Annotated in this window: 12 protein-coding genes and 1 other RNA gene; 3 read left to right on the top strand and 10 right to left on the bottom strand. The window is 45.5% G+C overall.

Annotated features, from left to right (window positions below; translation table 11 throughout):
- Positions 1 to 268: 268 nt before the first annotated feature.
- On the top strand, positions 269 to 1684 hold the full coding sequence (locus E4665_RS16770; protein WP_135349955.1) for a sugar porter family MFS transporter: 1416 nt from the start codon (positions 269 to 271) through the stop codon (positions 1682 to 1684).
- A gap of 60 nt (positions 1685 to 1744) precedes the next feature.
- Here E4665_RS16770 and E4665_RS16765 read toward each other — a convergent pair whose 3' ends face one another.
- The 4 genes from E4665_RS16765 to E4665_RS16750 all read right to left on the bottom strand — a co-directional run bounded on the left by E4665_RS16765 (position 1745) and on the right by E4665_RS16750 (position 6279).
- Positions 1745 to 2953, bottom strand: a complete 1209-nt coding sequence (locus E4665_RS16765; protein ID WP_135349954.1) for a class I SAM-dependent methyltransferase — start codon at positions 2951 to 2953, stop codon at positions 1745 to 1747.
- Between the two features lie 12 nt (positions 2954 to 2965).
- On the bottom strand, positions 2966 to 3841 hold the full coding sequence (locus E4665_RS16760) for a GNAT family N-acetyltransferase (RefSeq protein WP_135349953.1): 876 nt from the start codon (positions 3839 to 3841) through the stop codon (positions 2966 to 2968).
- 142 nt (positions 3842 to 3983) lie between these two features.
- A complete protein-coding gene (locus tag E4665_RS16755; protein ID WP_135349952.1) occupies positions 3984 to 4994 on the bottom strand; it encodes an NAD(P)/FAD-dependent oxidoreductase in 1011 nt (336 codons plus the stop codon).
- A gap of 70 nt (positions 4995 to 5064) precedes the next feature.
- Positions 5065 to 6279, bottom strand: coding sequence for an alanyl-tRNA editing protein (locus E4665_RS16750; protein ID WP_135349951.1), 1215 nt, complete (start codon positions 6277 to 6279; stop codon positions 5065 to 5067).
- Positions 6280 to 6435: 156 nt separating this feature from the next.
- Here E4665_RS16750 and E4665_RS16745 point away from each other — a divergent pair, with 156 nt between their 5' ends.
- Together E4665_RS16745 and E4665_RS16740 are read left to right on the top strand one after the other, a co-directional pair.
- Complete coding sequence (locus tag E4665_RS16745) at positions 6436 to 6921, top strand: hypothetical protein (protein ID WP_135349950.1); 486 nt, start codon at positions 6436 to 6438, stop codon at positions 6919 to 6921.
- The gene (locus E4665_RS16740) at positions 6918 to 7406 is read left to right on the top strand and encodes a hypothetical protein (RefSeq protein ID WP_135349949.1); all 489 of its coding nucleotides are present in this window, start codon (positions 6918 to 6920) and stop codon (positions 7404 to 7406) included. The genes E4665_RS16745 and E4665_RS16740 overlap by 4 nt, the downstream gene beginning before the upstream one ends.
- A gap of 36 nt (positions 7407 to 7442) precedes the next feature.
- On the opposite strand, the gene parC is transcribed toward E4665_RS16740, so the two are convergent.
- From parC to gpsB, 6 genes are all read right to left on the bottom strand, one after another.
- Positions 7443 to 9890, bottom strand: a complete 2448-nt coding sequence (gene parC, locus E4665_RS16735) for a DNA topoisomerase IV subunit A (RefSeq protein ID WP_135349948.1) — start codon at positions 9888 to 9890, stop codon at positions 7443 to 7445.
- Positions 9891 to 9895: 5 nt separating this feature from the next.
- Complete coding sequence (parE, locus tag E4665_RS16730) at positions 9896 to 11866, bottom strand: DNA topoisomerase IV subunit B (RefSeq protein WP_135349947.1); 1971 nt, start codon at positions 11864 to 11866, stop codon at positions 9896 to 9898.
- Positions 11867 to 11972: 106 nt separating this feature from the next.
- A complete protein-coding gene (locus E4665_RS16725) occupies positions 11973 to 13484 on the bottom strand; it encodes a carboxypeptidase M32 (protein ID WP_135349946.1) in 1512 nt (503 codons plus the stop codon).
- Between the two features lie 113 nt (positions 13485 to 13597).
- A complete protein-coding gene (locus E4665_RS16720) occupies positions 13598 to 14758 on the bottom strand; it encodes a THUMP domain-containing class I SAM-dependent RNA methyltransferase (RefSeq protein WP_135349945.1) in 1161 nt (386 codons plus the stop codon).
- A 167-nt stretch (positions 14759 to 14925) separates the two neighbouring features.
- An RNA gene (rnpB, locus tag E4665_RS16715) (RNase P RNA component class B) lies at positions 14926 to 15315 on the bottom strand.
- A gap of 68 nt (positions 15316 to 15383) precedes the next feature.
- Positions 15384 to 15698, bottom strand: coding sequence for a cell division regulator GpsB (gpsB, locus tag E4665_RS16710; RefSeq protein ID WP_135349944.1), 315 nt, complete (start codon positions 15696 to 15698; stop codon positions 15384 to 15386).
- Positions 15699 to 15746 lie beyond the last annotated feature (48 nt).

Below are 15746 nucleotides of genomic sequence, written 5' to 3'. Positions count from 1 at the left end.
GAGTTCAGTCAGAATTCAGTGTGCTATGAGCACAAAGCCTTTTCAGAAGACTTCAGTCTTGAACGGCGACTTTAAGTCGCAGACATTTATGTCTGAACCCACCTGCTTTAGCAGGTGGTCGTTTAGTATCAACGTTTATTCAACTCAAATCCCTGTGCCTGTCAATTGCCCGACAAATGCTTTTCTTTTATAGCAAAGGAGGAGATTCATTATCAGTATCAATAATCCTGTTCATACAGCCTATGATACCGACGAAAAGTTAAAAACACTGAATTCTGACAAACATAAGAAATTCTTAAAAATAATAGCTCTTGTTTCGACCTTCGGAGGACTTTTATTCGGATATGACACCGGAGTAATAAATGGATCACTCCCTTTTATGTCCCAGCCAGATCAACTCAATCTCAATTCATTTACCGAGGGATTGGTCGCTAGTTCGCTGCTTCTGGGAGCCGCTTTCGGTGCCATATTCAGTGGAAAGTTAGCGGATAAAAAAGGCCGTAGAAAAGTGATTATGTCACTGGCCGTGATCTTTTTTCTCACAACTCTCGGCTGCACGTTTGCGCCAAACGCAGGAGTAATGATTTTATTTCGCTTTTTACTAGGTATAGCTGTGGGCGGTGCCTCGGTAACTGTACCAACCTATCTGGCAGAGGTTTCTCCAGTAGAAAAACGCGGCCAAATTGTGACGCAAAACGAATTGATGATCGTCAGTGGACAGCTACTCGCCTATATTTTTAACGCAGCCATCGCAGGATTTTCCGGTGGGGACGGGCATGTATGGCGTTATATGCTTGTTCTGGCAACACTTCCAGCAGTCTTCCTTTGGATAGGTATGCTGATTGTTCCGGAAAGCCCCAGATGGTATGCGACTAAAGGAAACCTGAAAAGCGCTTTACAGGTCCTCCATCGGATTCGAAAAAAAACAAGGGCAAAACTTGAGCTCGCTGCGATCAAAAAATCAATTGAAAAGGAACGTCAAGTCAGCAAGGCAAGTTTTAGAGATCTGAACACGGGCTGGATCCGAAGAATCGTTTTTCTTGGCATAGGTATTGCTGTCGTTCAACAAATTACCGGAGTCAACTCCATTATGTATTACGGGACACATATTCTCGAAGAAGCCGGATTTCAATCACAGGTTGCCCTGATCGCAAATATTGCCAATGGCGTTATTTCCGTCCTGGCCACATTTGTGGGAATGTGGCTTCTAGGCAAAGTAGACCATCGTCCCACCCTTCTTATTGGGCTCACGGGAACAAGCATATCGCTGTTCATGATCGGAATTTTTTCTCTGACACTGCAGGGCACTGCTTTGCTGCCATTCCTTGTACTTGGAATGACCGTTACCTTCCTCGCTTTTCAGCAAGGCGCTATTTCTCCGGTTACCTGGCTGATGCTCTCGGAAATTTTCCCACTTAGGCTTCGCGGTTTGGGGATGGGTGTCACTGTTTTTTGTCTCTGGATCACAAATTTTCTGATTGGCCTAGTTTTTCCCGTTTTGGTTGACTCGGTCGGACTGTCCGCAACATTCTTTGCATTCTTTGCCTGTGGATTAGGTGCCCTCGCTTTTGTCGGAAAATTTTTGCCTGAGACGAGGGGGCATTCTCTTGAACAAGTGGAACAGTACTTCAGGAGCTTCGACGATGACAACCAGACCGTCCGTGAATCACAGCAAGCTGATTAAAAAGACCTGACTGAAACATCATGCCCCCGGCACTGGATCGTTCATGCGGTTCAGTGTTTTTCATTTCGAACAGACAAGTGTAAACAATTTGGGAAGGCCGATATCACTGATTTTTGAATTTGGGATCTCATTGAGCTCTTCAACACGAAGCTCCTTACGTGCAAATGACGTGACGATCTCTCCAAGCGTCCATTCTCTCAGAAAAACCTTATAGTTCAGTGTTTCATCCGGACTTTCGGAAGATAGATGCTTCCCGTAAGCCACTTCCCGCTCCCTGATCTCCTGATCAAAATAATTGCCAAACACAATCTGCTTTTTCCCACGAGTTGTCACAAGCTTTGTTGAAATCGGATGAAACTCCTGAAGTATCAATTTTCCACCCGGTTTCAAAAGTTGAAAAATTAATTCTGCCAGAGGTTCTAGATCAACAAAATAATGCAGAATGCCCAGCTCCATAAAGACAAGATCATAGTCCGACGTTCTGGAAGCTTCCGGTAGTTGAAGTACATCTGAGACAATATAGTTGAGATGAGTCTTAAGTGCTGCGGCTGTTTGTCTTGCATATTCAGCATTTTCTTCTGAAATATCAATAACTGATACATCTGCTCCCAGAAGAGACAGTGCCAGAGCTTTCCCTCCATGGGATCCAAGCAGATTCATTATCTTCTTCCCGTTCACATCAGAGAAATATGGAGCAAGCTGCGCCAGCCGTCCGACCGGATCACGGCGAATCTTTTCTGCCACCTGTTCAGGCGTGCCAAAACGCCTGACCCACGCCTGAAAAGCGTCCTCGTTCCACGCTTTTCCGTTTTCAGCGGCATCGGAACTCTGTAAGCGCTGCAGGTAATCTTTTACTGCCTGGTATAATGGGTGATCCTTCTGTAAATGTGTTAAAAAATAATAAACAGACTTGACATAGATGGTTTCTGTTCCGATGATTTTAGGAACTCTGTCCGGATCCGTACGAATGACTGTTCCAAAGAGTCCGATTAATTCAATTTTATAGTCATCGATAGACAGCATGAAAGACGCTTTCCGCTGATTCTTCGTAACCAGAGTAGGCTTATAGGGCTGAAACAGATAATGAAGGTTTTCCAATGCATCCCATTGAATGAGTATCCTGATTGTTTTGGTGAAGGGAACAACGACACCTTGGAGGATAAGAGCACCTTCCTCCGTCACCGTACAGGGGACTTTGGCCTGATCAATTAAAGCAATCGCTGTGAGTAGTGAATTTTGCCAACTTTCTCTTGACGGATTCTCATGCATGAATACTTCTCCTTAATTTTCTCTTTCTGATTGCACTGACTTACGGTAATAATCATAGCCTGAAGTGGGTGTAAAACCTATTTGTTGATAAAGATGCAGCGCATGATCATTTTTACTATCGACTTCCAGTTTTACCCGAACGGCCCCATCGGCCAAGAGATGGTTGATGAGGAGTGACAAAAACCGGCGTCCATAACCTTTTTTCTGAAATTCTGGGAGTATGCCGAATCCAAAAATTCCCGGATCATTACTTTCATAATCAACATAACCCATTCCGATCAGTTTTCCTTTAAAATCAGCGGCGAAGCTTTCCCGTGTGCTGGCGAGCAGGGATTTTTCAACTCTGCCTCTGGCGTCCTTTTTACTTTCGCCGAATACGGCCACACTGATGTCTGCCAAAGTGTCAATATCTTTATATTTTGTTTTAACCAGTTTGATCCCATTGTCCGGGGATTCATCCTGCCAGTCGCTTTTTTCTAGTGTCATGGCATATTCAGAGAAATCGTACTGAGCACCCAAATCATTCATCAATGGTGCAATTGAGTCCCGTGTATCGGCAACAAACAAGAGGTCCGGAATTTTGTATCGAAGCAGCTCCTCTCTGACACAAAGCAGCAGAGCTGAGAAGTAGCCCTGTCCCCGGTGTTCGGGCAGCGTCATTGCAGAAAGCTCGGCTTCTTTCTGAGTCGGGATAAAGAGATGAATAAAGCTGATTGGCTGGTCCTTTTCGTAGGCGATAAAAGTATGTTTGATTCTGTGATCAAAATGCAGAGAATCGTCCAAATAAACATTCTCCCTCACACCGTCTATTTCCATTACTGCTTTTTCCATATTCCGGATTTTTCTAACCGTCTCTTCATCGAGTCTGTTCAGCCCCTTGATAATCATTCCATCGTCTCCGCCCATAGCTTGATAAGACTAATTATAAGTGAATTATTGTGAAAAGACGACATGAATCTTAATGCCCGGTATCTGAGAACAGACACCGGGCATGTCAAACCCTTCATTTATCAACTTTATTAGCAATGAGTTACTTGGTAAAAAGCTCACCGGAGCTTGAGCTGTGCGCCGGTTGAGTTCTGGAATCCGGATCGATAAAATGCTTGGCATTGTTGACAGCTGTAGGCGCCTCACCAAATCCGGTTGCGATCAGCTTTATTTTTCCAGGGTATGAAGCGATATCGCCTGCGGCATAGACGCCCGGCATGCTTGTCTCCATCTTCGTATTGACGACAATCGAATTTTTATCAAATTCAAGATCCCAATCTTTTATTGGCCCCAGAGCAGAAACAAAGCCATAATTAACAATCAGATCATCTATCGGGAGAACCTCAAGGCGATCGCCTTTGACCTCTTCCACAACAAGCTTTTCCACCCTGTCGCCTTTACCAATGATTTCTTTTGCTGTAAAAGGCGTTAATACGCGGACTTTGGACTGATTCATTTCTTCAACACTTGTCTCATGGGCTCGGAACTGATCACGGCGATGGATGATCGTTACCTTGCTTGCAATGGGTTCAAGGGTGTTCGCCCAGTCCACAGCTGAATCCCCACCACCAAGTATCGCAACTTTTTTACCGGCAAACTTTTGCACGTCGTCCACGTAATAGTGAAGGTTTGTTGTCTCGTAGGCCTCTGCGCCCTCGATTTTCAGAGGCCGCGGTGAAAAAGCACCGACGCCCGCAGTAATAACCACTGTACGTGTCAGGTGGCTGTTCCCAGACTCTGCAATAATCGAGAAAGTCCCGTCACCCAATCGTACTAAACTTTGTACATTTTCATCCAGAACAATCTTCGGACTGAATTGCCTAGTCTGTTCGACAAGATTTTTTACTAAATCTTTCGCTTTGATTCTCGGAAAGCCGGCGACGTCAAATATTTCTTTCTCTGGGTAAAGTGTGCCGAGCTGACCACCCAGCTGGGGTAGACTCTCAATAATTTTGACCTTCATCTGCCTTAATCCGGCATAAAAAGCAGCAAAAAGACCTGTTGGTCCACCGCCTATAATTGTAATATCATAAAGATCCTCACGCTCTGACAATCTGACCCCTCCAAATTTTGGTATGGCACACCATTTATTTACTTACTTTATGAATAATTTACTACCCATGTCAGGCCGTTGAATGGCTCACAGCACTCTTCAATCGTTCGAACAGCTTTTCCGGTGGAACGTCCAATTTCCCGACACCTTGTGCAAGCGAGGCATCCCCACCGCCTTTTCCATGAATCAACGGGAGAACTTCCGAAAGTGTACGTTTCATATCACCGCGAGCGTCGCTTCCTTGAGCACAGACAATTTGAACATTCTCGCCTGAGGAAGTGATGAAGAGTGCGGTACATCGGGTATATGTCTTTGTCACCCTTCCCGCCAATTCGCGTATCTCCTTGACCGGTCGCTCTTCAAATCTTTTCGCTACTACAGGGTTTTTTGATTCCTCATTCAGCAGAGATCCCAGCTGGCTAACCTCAAAATCAATAAGGCGATTTCTGAGGCTCTTGCACTCATTTTCCCAAGTCTTTAGCTGATCCTCAAGCTTCCTCGTTCGGCTGAGAACCATTTCGGGGCGGGTGTTATACAATAAAGCCAGCTGCCCTAATTCTCGATGCTCGTCTTTAAAAAGGGACAGGGATCGCCATCCACAGTTGAATGATACACGGATATGACCGCGGTGAGCCTCCCATCCGAGGATTTTTATCGGACCGACTTCACCCGTCCGCACGGGATGTGTGCCTCCACACGGATTGTAATCGATGCCTTCAATGATGACGAGACGGATGTTTTCAGTGACAGAAGGTGCTTTTCTCAGATGGTACCGCAGAAGATCTTCATGATCAACAAATTTAGCCTGAATCAGAAGGTTTTGAAGGACGATACTGTTCGCCATGGTCTCGGCCTCTTCCGCCAACTCTTCGGACAATTCGGCAATATCCAGATCAATGGTACATCGATCTGTCCCCATATGGAACGCTATGGTTCTCATGCCCAACCGATCATCGAACACCGCACTCAGAATGTGCTGTCCGGCATGCTGCTGCATGTGATCAAAACGCCGTTCCCAATCAATTTTCGCATGAATCGCTGATCGGGATTCATCGAGCTTTTGCGCGAGATAGTGCCGGATTTCATCTCCGTCTTTTTCAACATGAGTCACCCTTACTCCATCAAGAAATCCGGTATCGCAGGGCTGTCCCCCGCCGGTCGGATAAAATGCAGTTTCATCGAGCACTGCATAAAATGTTCCATCCTCGTCACAGCCTTGCCGCAGCAGCTTCGCTGTAAATTCCTTTAAATATGAATCCTGATCACATAATCTTTTTGTTGCCACACAATCACCTTCTGACCTCGCTGAACATCCTTGATTTAAACGTAACAGGAAAATCTGAAAAACAGCTGAAAAAGGAATTTACACTTAACGAGGTTAAATTATGTTATAAACGCGCAGGATATAAGATACCTATATTTCAGTGCAGGAGGGTTTATTATGATCCTCGCAGCGAACCTTTGCTTTCTCTGGCTTGTAATCAGCGTCCTCATTTTTACCCCAAAGAATATGTCAAGAGAAGACCTGCTCTTCTTGTTCTTGACGAGTTCAATCATCCTAATGCTCGCTATATATTTTCCTGCCATGAAAGCTTATCTCGGGATCTCCGGTTATAAGCTTCAAACCGCAGAGTTTATCGCTTTTATCATTAACCGCAACGTAATTTTACCGATAATCACCATTCTGTTTATTAATCAAATTCTTTCAGCGGGGGTACGGCAGAAATCCTTGATCTTTTTCCTATTCCTGATCACAATTGATCTTTATTGTTCTTTTGAAGAACGATACACAACAGTCACCCGTGTTCCGTTTCTGTTTCTCTATGAAATGGCGTATTGGTTCCTGTGTCTCGGTTTTCTAAAAGCCTTCCAGCTTCTGAATCGACAGGAAATTAAAAAACGTAATATAACTAGGCAGCCACAATGAAATTTTATAACAGCTCTTTCAGCACAAATGAATGGTTTATCCTGATCGTCGGTATCGCGGCGTATACCCTGCTCTTCCTGCTGCCTAAAAGACTTACGCGCAGCCAGACGGTTCTCACCTTAATTATGGGCATCTATTTTGTGGCTCTTTTCGATCAGACACTGTGCAAAGTCCCGTTTAATTATTACGATGTCAATGATACATCCTACTTTGAACTTTGGGATGCCCTTTCCTATATCATGTATGGACCATTCGCGTATTTTTTTATTTACGGCTATTCAATCATCAAAAAATTCAGGTCCACTTTTTTCTTTTATATACTGACCTGGGCAGTATTTTCGATGTTCGCTGAAGCACTGGCCTGGCATGCGGGCGTCTATCACTATAGAAATGGCTACCAAATGTTTTTTTCGATCCCTGTTTATCTGCTCGTCCTCAGCCTCACTATGCTTTATTATCAATGTTATATCCGTCAGCACAAGTAATTCATTGTCCTGTTCCCGTAGTGAGCGCCGGATTATTTATTCCGAACCGCTCTGTTCGTCATCCCTTTGACTCTTCCAGACTTCGACCACATCGCCGTCTTCATCCTGGTCAACGATGAATGAACCATTGTTATAACGATCAGACTTCCTCACATCTGAAGCGGCCACCTGTACCATTTTGAATCTATCAGTGAGCAGCGAGAGGGTATCAAATTCATCCACCAGTTCAATTCCGGCAATACGATGTGGCCTGGTTTTTAACTCACGAAGCATAATCAGACCTCTTCTCGCACGGGTCATCCGCTCAAGCTGACTTTCAACCGACATTTTTTTCACTGAGCCACGGTCCGTCACAATCATCAGATCAGAAGGCATTTTATCAAAATAAGTAAGTCCTCCCACGACAAAGTCGTCCGGTTTCAGTTGAATGGCCTTCACCCCGGCTGCCCTGATGCCGACAGTTCCGGCATCTTCTTCCGCAAAACGAAGGCCATAACCGAATCGGGTAGCAACAAGAATGTCCCTCTTCCCATCCGTAATAAATGCGCTGACACATTCGTCATCCTTTTTCAATTTGAGGGCTGTCAGAGGCTTTGAATAGCGTTGGGCTTTATACTCGGACAGTTCCGTCCGCTTTACCATCCCTAATCGGGTAATAAAAGCCGCAAATCGGTTTCTCTCGCTAAAATCGGAAACCGGAAGGGCTGAAATAATTTGCTCATCCGTCTCAATCTGAACGATGCTTGTGACATGCTGGCCCAGATCTTTCCAGCGTTTATCCGGTATTTCGTGAATGGGAATGTATAGGTAGCGTCCCCTATTTGTAACGACAAGTAGGGTATCCGTTGTGTTCATTTCATGTTGATAAAGAACGTGGTCCGTGTCCTTCATTGTGACACTGTCATCACTGCTCGCGGCGAAGGACCTCAGGCTTGAGCGTTTGATATAGCCGTGTTTCGTCAGCGACACCATGACATCTTCTGATGCGACTATGACTTCAAGACCGATTTTGATCTCCTCAATTTCATCTTCAATAGTCGTCCGCCTGACGTCGGCATATTTTGTCTTAATTTCGTTCAATTCCTTCTTAATGACCGATATCAGCTTTTTCTCAGAGCCCAGAATACCTTCCAGACGGCTGATTGTCTGGATAAGCTCTTCTTCTTCTTTTCTCAGTGTGAGAATATCGGTATTAGTCAGTCGGTACAACTGCAAGTTCACAATCGCTTCAGCCTGCATTTCACTGAACCCGAACGAGTCGCAGAGATTCTGCTTCGCGTCTTTCTTATCTTTCGATGCACGGATCACGCGGATGACATCATCAAGGATCGAAACAGCCTTGATCAGCCCTTGGACAATATGCTGGCGCTCTCTGCTCTTCTGCAGCTCATATTGTGACCGTCTCGTGACCACATTTTTTTGATGTTCAATATAAGCCTCGAGGATCTCTTTCAACCCGAGTTGGCGAGGTGCCTTATGATCAATCGCCACCATGTTAAAATTGTAGGAAATCTGGAGATCCGTGTTTTTGAAATAATAATTCAGAATACCTTGAGAATCAGCGTCTTTTTTAAGCTCCACGACGACCCTCATGCCGGTGCGGTCCGTCTCGTCGCGTACCTCAGCGACGCCTTCGACCTTGTGGTCCAGACGTAGCTCGTCCATTTTCTTCACCAGCAGCGCTTTGTTCACCTCATAAGGAAGTTCGGTAATCACTATCTGCTGCCGGCCTGTCCGCAGCGTTTCAACCATCGTCCGGGCCCTAAGCATAATTTTTCCCCTACCCGTTCGATAGGCCTTTCTGATGCCGTCAATTCCCTGGACAATTCCTCCCGATGGAAAATCCGGACCTTTGACAACCTTCATCAGATCATCAACGGAGCACTGAGGCTGTTCCATCAGCATGATCGTTGCGTCAACTATTTCCTCAAGAGAATGAGGCGGAATTTCCGTCGCATAGCCGGCGGAAATTCCTGTAGATCCATTAACAAGTAGATTAGGGAATTTAGACGGAAGAACAATTGGCTCTTCAAGCGTATCATCGAAGTTGGATACAAATTCAACCGTTTTCGCGTCAAGATCTCTCAGGAGCTCTGAAGAAATCTTTGACAAACGGGCCTCCGTGTAACGCATGGCTGCCGCCGGGTCGCCATCAAGGCTCCCGTTATTTCCATGCATTTCGATCAGCGGCATCCGGACTTTCCAATCCTGGCTCATACGGACCATGGCTTCGTAAACGGACGAATCACCGTGCGGGTGATAGTTGCCGATCACGTTTCCAACCGTTTTTGCAGACTTTCGGAAAGGCTTGTCACTTGTATTACCATCGCGAAACATCGCATAGAGGATCCGTCTCTGAACAGGTTTTAGTCCATCCCGAACATCGGGAAGCGCCCGTTCCTGAATGATATATTTGCTGTATATTCCAAAACGATCGCCGATGACTTCCTCAAGCGGCAGATCCAGCAATTTTTCTCGGCTCATAATCTTTATTCAGCACCTTTCACGACAGTCAGGTTCTCATTTTCCAGAATGTTCGTTTCCTCATCCAGGCCGAACGCAACATGGGATTCAATCCACTTGCGGCGCGGCTCGACCTTATCGCCCATCAGTGTGGTAACCCGCCGTTCCGCAAAGGTCTGATCATCGATTCTTACGCGGATCAAAGTGCGTGAATCAGGATTCATCGTCGTCTCCCATAGCTGATCGGCGTTCATTTCACCGAGACCCTTATAGCGCTGAATGGTGTAACCCTTGCCAATATGTTTAATTGCTTCTTTCAGGCCATTGTCATCCCAGGCATATTCGAGCACCTCTTTTTTTCCGGTGCCCTTGCTGACCTTATAGAGAGGCGGCAGAGCGATATAAACATGTCCCGCTTCAATCAATGGACGCATGTAACGATAGAAAAAAGTAAGGAGGAGAACCTGAATATGTGCGCCGTCGTTATCCGCATCAGTCATGATCACAATCTTGTTGTAATTGCTGTCTTTTATTGAAAAATCAGCTCCTACTCCGGCGCCGATCGCATAAATCAAAGTATTAATTTCTTCATTTTTTAAAATCTCTTCAAGTCTCGCCTTCTGCGTATTAATGACTTTGCCTCGGAGAGGAAGAACGGCCTGAAATTTCCGGTCACGTCCTTGTTTCGCAGAACCGCCCGCCGAATCACCTTCGACCAGATACAATTCGTTCCGATCAGCGTTTTTTGAAGACGCCGGGGTTAGTTTGCCACTGAGTACAGACTCTTTCCGCTTGGTTTTCTTCCCATTTCTCGCATCTTCCCGCGCTTTTCGCGCGGCAAGGCGTGCCTGGCGCGCCCGCATAGCCTTTCTGATCAGCATTTCACTGACCTGAGGATTTTCCTCAAGAAAATAGGAAAGCTGTTCTGAGACAACGGTGTCGACGGCGGAGCGTGCCTCGCTCGTACCTAGTTTTTCCTTTGTCTGGCCATCAAACTGAAGGAGATGCTCCGGAATACGTACCGACACAATACCCATGAAGCCTTCACGGATGTCGCTGCCGTCCAGATTTTTTTCTTTCTCCTTGAGCAATCCGGATTTTCTGGCGTAATCATTGAAAACTCGTGTGAGGGCAGTCCGGAATCCGGATTCGTGCGTTCCTCCGTCTTTTGTGCGGACATTATTGACAAAAGAGATCAGACTCTCCGAATAGCCGTCGTTGTACTGGAAAGCTACGTCAACTTCCATTTCGCTGGTTTTTCCTTCGAAAGCGACAACCGGATGGAGTGCGTCATTATCTTCATTCAGATAGGCGACAAATGCCTTTATCCCCTCATCGTAATGATACACTTCTTCTTTTCCGGAACGCTCATCGGACAGGACGATTTTCATTCCTTTTTGGAGAAAAGCAGATTCGCGGAGCCGCTCACTGAGAACATCAAACTGAAATGAGGTTGTGCTGAAAATCGAAGCGTCCGGCTTAAAATGAATAAGTGAACCGGTTTCTCTCGTTGTGCCGATCTTCTCAAGCGTGGTTACAGGATGGCCACCATTTTCAAACCGTTGTCTGAAGATCGCACCGTCACGCCAGATCGTCACTTCCAGCCACTCGGATAGGGCGTTGACGACCGAAGAACCAACCCCATGCAGACCTCCGCTCGTTTTATATCCGCCAGTCTGTCCGAACTTTCCGCCAGCGTGCAAAATAGTGAAAATGACCTCTACAGTAGGCTTTCCGGTGCGGTGGATGCCCGTCGGCATTCCACGGCCGTAATCACGGACGCTGATGCTTCCATCCCTGTGAATCGTGACAAAAATCTTATCTCCGTACCCGGCTAGCGCTTCATCAATACCATTATCGACGATCTCGTAAACAAGATGATGAAGACCGCGGCTGTCTGTCGAGCCAATGTACATGCCCGGCCTTTTTCTCACAGCTTCCAGACCCTCAAGTATTTGAATTGTATCATCGTTATAAGCTGTTACCTCTTTAGCCAAATAAAAAACCCCTTTCAACACCTGCTGCCCTAATTTTCCGTGATCTTTGACTGATGATCGGACTATATTTATGGCAGTCCTGACGGGCGGACTTTGCTCATTCAGATTACAGGCGATAAATATCGCTATACTTTTCGGTCAGGTAACGGATCAGATACTCCGGATTAGGTTCTTCTCCAGTTGCGTCATTCACTATTTCAAGCGGTTTTTTCAGACTGCCGAACTTGTGGATATGTTCGCTCAACCAGGCGGTAATCGCCGCAAGACTGCCCCCGCTTACACGGACATCAAAATCAGGAATATCGCGAAGCATCGCGTGTTTAAACTGTGCGGCGTACACATAGCCCAGCGCATAGGACGGAAAATAGCCGAAGTCTCCGCCTGGCCAGTGAATATCCTGCAGAACACCTTCCCGGTCTGTTTCAGGTACGATCCCCAGATATTCTTTCATTTTTTCATTCCAGACACCGGGAAGATCCTTCACTTCCAAATCACCATCAAAAAGTGCTTTTTCAATATCATAACGTAGCATGATATGTAACGGATAAGTCAGTTCGTCGGCAAGTGTGCGGATCAGTGATGGATGTGAGACATTGATCGCTCGGTAGAACTCTTCAAGCGAGACATTATCAAACTGTCCGCTAGCATAACGTTTCAATTCGCCATAGTGGAGTCCCCAGTACGCTTTGCTGCGTCCAATAAAATTTTCGAAAAATAAAGATTGTGACTCATGGATCCCCATTGAAGTGCCTTCACAAAGCGGAGTGCCAACAAGATCACGCGAAATATGCTGTTCATAGAGGGCGTGCCCACCCTCATGGACTGTGCCAAGTACCGTGGAGATGAAATCATTTTCCTGAAAATTCGTGGTTACACGGACGTCGCCGGGATTCAGCGTGATTTCAAACGGATGCTCTGTTTCGTCAAGACGGCCCGCTTCAAAATCATATCCATTTTCCCGAAGAAGATGCAGGCAGAAAGCTCTCTGTTTATCCGCAGGGAAGTGGACATGCAGAAAATCATTTTCCGGCTGATCTTTCGAAGAGGTGACAGACTCAACAAGCGGAACAATAGCTTCGCGCAGTCTTCCAAAAATGCGGTCAATCATTTCAACAGTGAGACCTGGTTCATACAAATCCAGGAGCGCATCATACTTTTTCGACTTCACACCCCAGTAGCCAATAAATTTACGCTTGAAAGCGACCATTTTTTCCAGGTAAGGAGAAAGAAGTGAAAAATCACTTTTTGCCTTGGCTTCTTGCCAAACGCTTTGCGCTTCTGACTGTAAAATAACATAGGCTTTATTTTCTTCCGCCGGAATGTTGACATAGTGATCATAAGTCTTCTTCGATTTTTCAACCATGCGTTTTGTAACAAGGCTGAGCTTATCCTGAATGGAGGGTTCGGTTAATGCATCAAGATAATCCTTCATCTCATCAGATGTGGATCGTTTAAACACCTCATCCGATAGTGTGCCGACGACCTCAGATCGCTGAGGAATACCCTTTTTTGGCGCCCCTGTTCTCATATCCCATTCGGCGAGAGCAATGGCCTCGTTGAAATCCATAATTTTTTTCACATATGCGCTGTAGGACTTAACTGTTTCATCGATAGACATCAGAACCCACTCTTTTCCAAAAAGAATCATTGATTATTAAATTTAGCGTAAAAACAATACTTTGTCTATTTTCAATTTCAAATAAAAAAATCCTGCACGAAAAAAACAAAAAATTATTCGACCGGTTGGCTTGCTTCTTTCTGCGGGTGCTTCCGTCCAAAATACTGATAATAGTCCGTACGAATACGTCCATTATACAGTTTTCTTTTCTTTGTCGCTTTGCGCCCAAAACTGGTCTCAAATTCTTCAAAAGAAGAGATAAGATAAAAGGACCAGGTATCATATTTTTTAAAAAGCTGGCCCAGGTCACGGCAGATGCCTTCAATCTGCTGCAGATCCCCCATTCTTTGGCCGTATGGTGGATTCCCGATCAAACATCCGGATTCTTGTCTTGTTGTGAAATCAGCTACCTGCATCTGCTTAAAAGTAATCAGGCCGCTGAATCCCGCTTCACGCGCGTTATGCTCGGAAAGTTCAATCATCTTATGGTCAATGTCACTTCCAATAATGTTCAGCGGCTGATTGTAGTTTGCCAGGTCATCTGCTTCTGCACGTGCTCTGCCCCATTCGTCCGCCTGAAAAAGTGGCCAATTTTCAGAGACAAATGATCGGTTAAATCCGGGCGCAATATTTTGTCCGATCATTGCCGCTTCAATGGGGATTGTTCCAGAACCACAGAATGGATCGGCAAACGGACGGTCAGGCGTCCATCTACTCAATAAGATCATCGCGCTTGCCAGCGTTTCTTTCAGGGGAGCGAGATTGTGAAGCTGTCGATATCCGCGTTTATGCAGGCCATCACCGCTCGTATCTATTGAAAGCGTCGCAACATCTTTTTCAAGGGCAATCTGGATTTTGTACTGCGGGCCATCTTCAGTAAACCATTCCTTGTGATAGTGCTGTTTCAAACTTTCCACAATCGCTTTTTTGACAATTGCCTGACAGTCCGGAACACTGTGCAGGATCGATTTGTGTGATTTACCAGTAACCGGGAAAGCGGCATTCTCCGGCAAAATTTCAGCCCAGGGCAACGCTTTCGTCTGTTCAAAAAGGCTGTCAAACGTGATCGCTCTAAACGCCCCGACTTTTAATCGGATACGATCTGCCGTTCTCAACCATAGATTTGTTCGGCATATATCTATAGCCTGTGCTGGAAAAGTAATTCGTCCGTTTTCAACGGTCAGACTGTTGTACCCGAGTTTTCTTAACTCATCTGCCGCGACACTTTCAAGTCCCATAGCGGTCGTCACAATCAGATCCCATTCATTAGCCATCCTTTTATCCTCCCGAGCGATCCTCTCGCTATATAATCGGTCAGTTAAACCGCCTTCTTTAGAATGTCACGGCCCACCGTTACAATAACGATGTAACGTCCGTAAATTGCAGTCCATAAAAAAAAGCCCACAAAGGGCCTTTTTCTCTTTAAAATGCATTATTCATGTTCTGTAAGCCATGTTCTGTACTTTCGCACTCAGACGGAGCAAAGGCTCCTCGTACAAAAGCGGCAATCATCTATCTACAGATAAAATCTGTCCCTTTTTCCGTTTGATTCCTTCCAAAGGGTTCCTCTACCAAGTTTGAGTTTCCCGCTCGAGGGGTTTACCGCGTTCCACTTCTCTCGTTTCCGAGAGACATCGTCACTATGGCACTTTACAGAGTACTTAGCCATATCCACAAAAGACACAGGCTTTTTCCTCCGCCGTTAACCCAGATTGCTCCGGACTACCCTGGCTTATGACTTCGCCAGGCACGAACACTACGGTCATTGCAGACCGTGCGAGCATGGACTTTCCTCTATATTCTCAAAGGAATACAGCGATCACCCGAACACGAACAATGTCACAGATATGAATTATAATCCACTTTTTAAAAAGAATCAACCCTGTCCGTAAAAATTCATTATTCACCAAGACGGTTGCCGAAAACATGTTTTTCAAGATTGGAAAGCCGTTTCAGAATATCATAATTTGTCTGACCCAAGTTGTCAGAATACGACTGGCTCCCCTGTTCCTCAGTTCCAAGAGTACGTTCGCTTTTAAGCCGTTTGTTTTCTTCGCGGAGACGCAGTATCTCGGCATAGAAAACATTATAGTCATTAATCACTATATCCAGAAACTGATCAACTTCCTCAGGCTGATAACCATGAAATGAAGTTTTAAATTCCTTATGCAGAATATCATCCTTTGTCAGTCTTACCGTTTTCTGCTCTGCCATATCCATCATCACCCCAGATAATATCTATTTGTATTTTTTCAAAATTAG

The sequence above is a fragment of the Sporolactobacillus shoreae genome (assembly GCF_004684935.1).
In the GTDB taxonomy this organism is placed as follows: Bacteria; Bacillota; Bacilli; order Bacillales; family Sporolactobacillaceae; genus Sporolactobacillus; species Sporolactobacillus shoreae.
The sequence above is the reverse complement of the archived record's forward strand: the minus strand, read 5'-3'. Positions and strand labels throughout refer to the sequence as shown.

Coding starts and splice junctions, on each gene's coding strand:
- E4665_RS16765 (WP_135349954.1), bottom strand. CDS start 2,953: ATGCATGAGAATCCGTCAAGAGAAAGTTGGCAAAATTCACTACTCACA.
- E4665_RS16760 (WP_135349953.1), bottom strand. CDS start 3,841: ATGATTATCAAGGGGCTGAACAGACTCGATGAAGAGACGGTTAGAAAA.
- E4665_RS16745 (WP_135349950.1), top strand. CDS start 6,436: ATGATCCTCGCAGCGAACCTTTGCTTTCTCTGGCTTGTAATCAGCGTC.
- E4665_RS16740 (WP_135349949.1), top strand. CDS start 6,918: ATGAAATTTTATAACAGCTCTTTCAGCACAAATGAATGGTTTATCCTG.
- parC (WP_135349948.1), bottom strand. CDS start 9,890: ATGAGCCGAGAAAAATTGCTGGATCTGCCGCTTGAGGAAGTCATCGGC.
- E4665_RS16725 (WP_135349946.1), bottom strand. CDS start 13,484: ATGTCTATCGATGAAACAGTTAAGTCCTACAGCGCATATGTGAAAAAA.
- E4665_RS16720 (WP_135349945.1), bottom strand. CDS start 14,758: ATGGCTAATGAATGGGATCTGATTGTGACGACCGCTATGGGACTTGAA.
- gpsB (WP_135349944.1), bottom strand. CDS start 15,698: ATGGCAGAGCAGAAAACGGTAAGACTGACAAAGGATGATATTCTGCAT.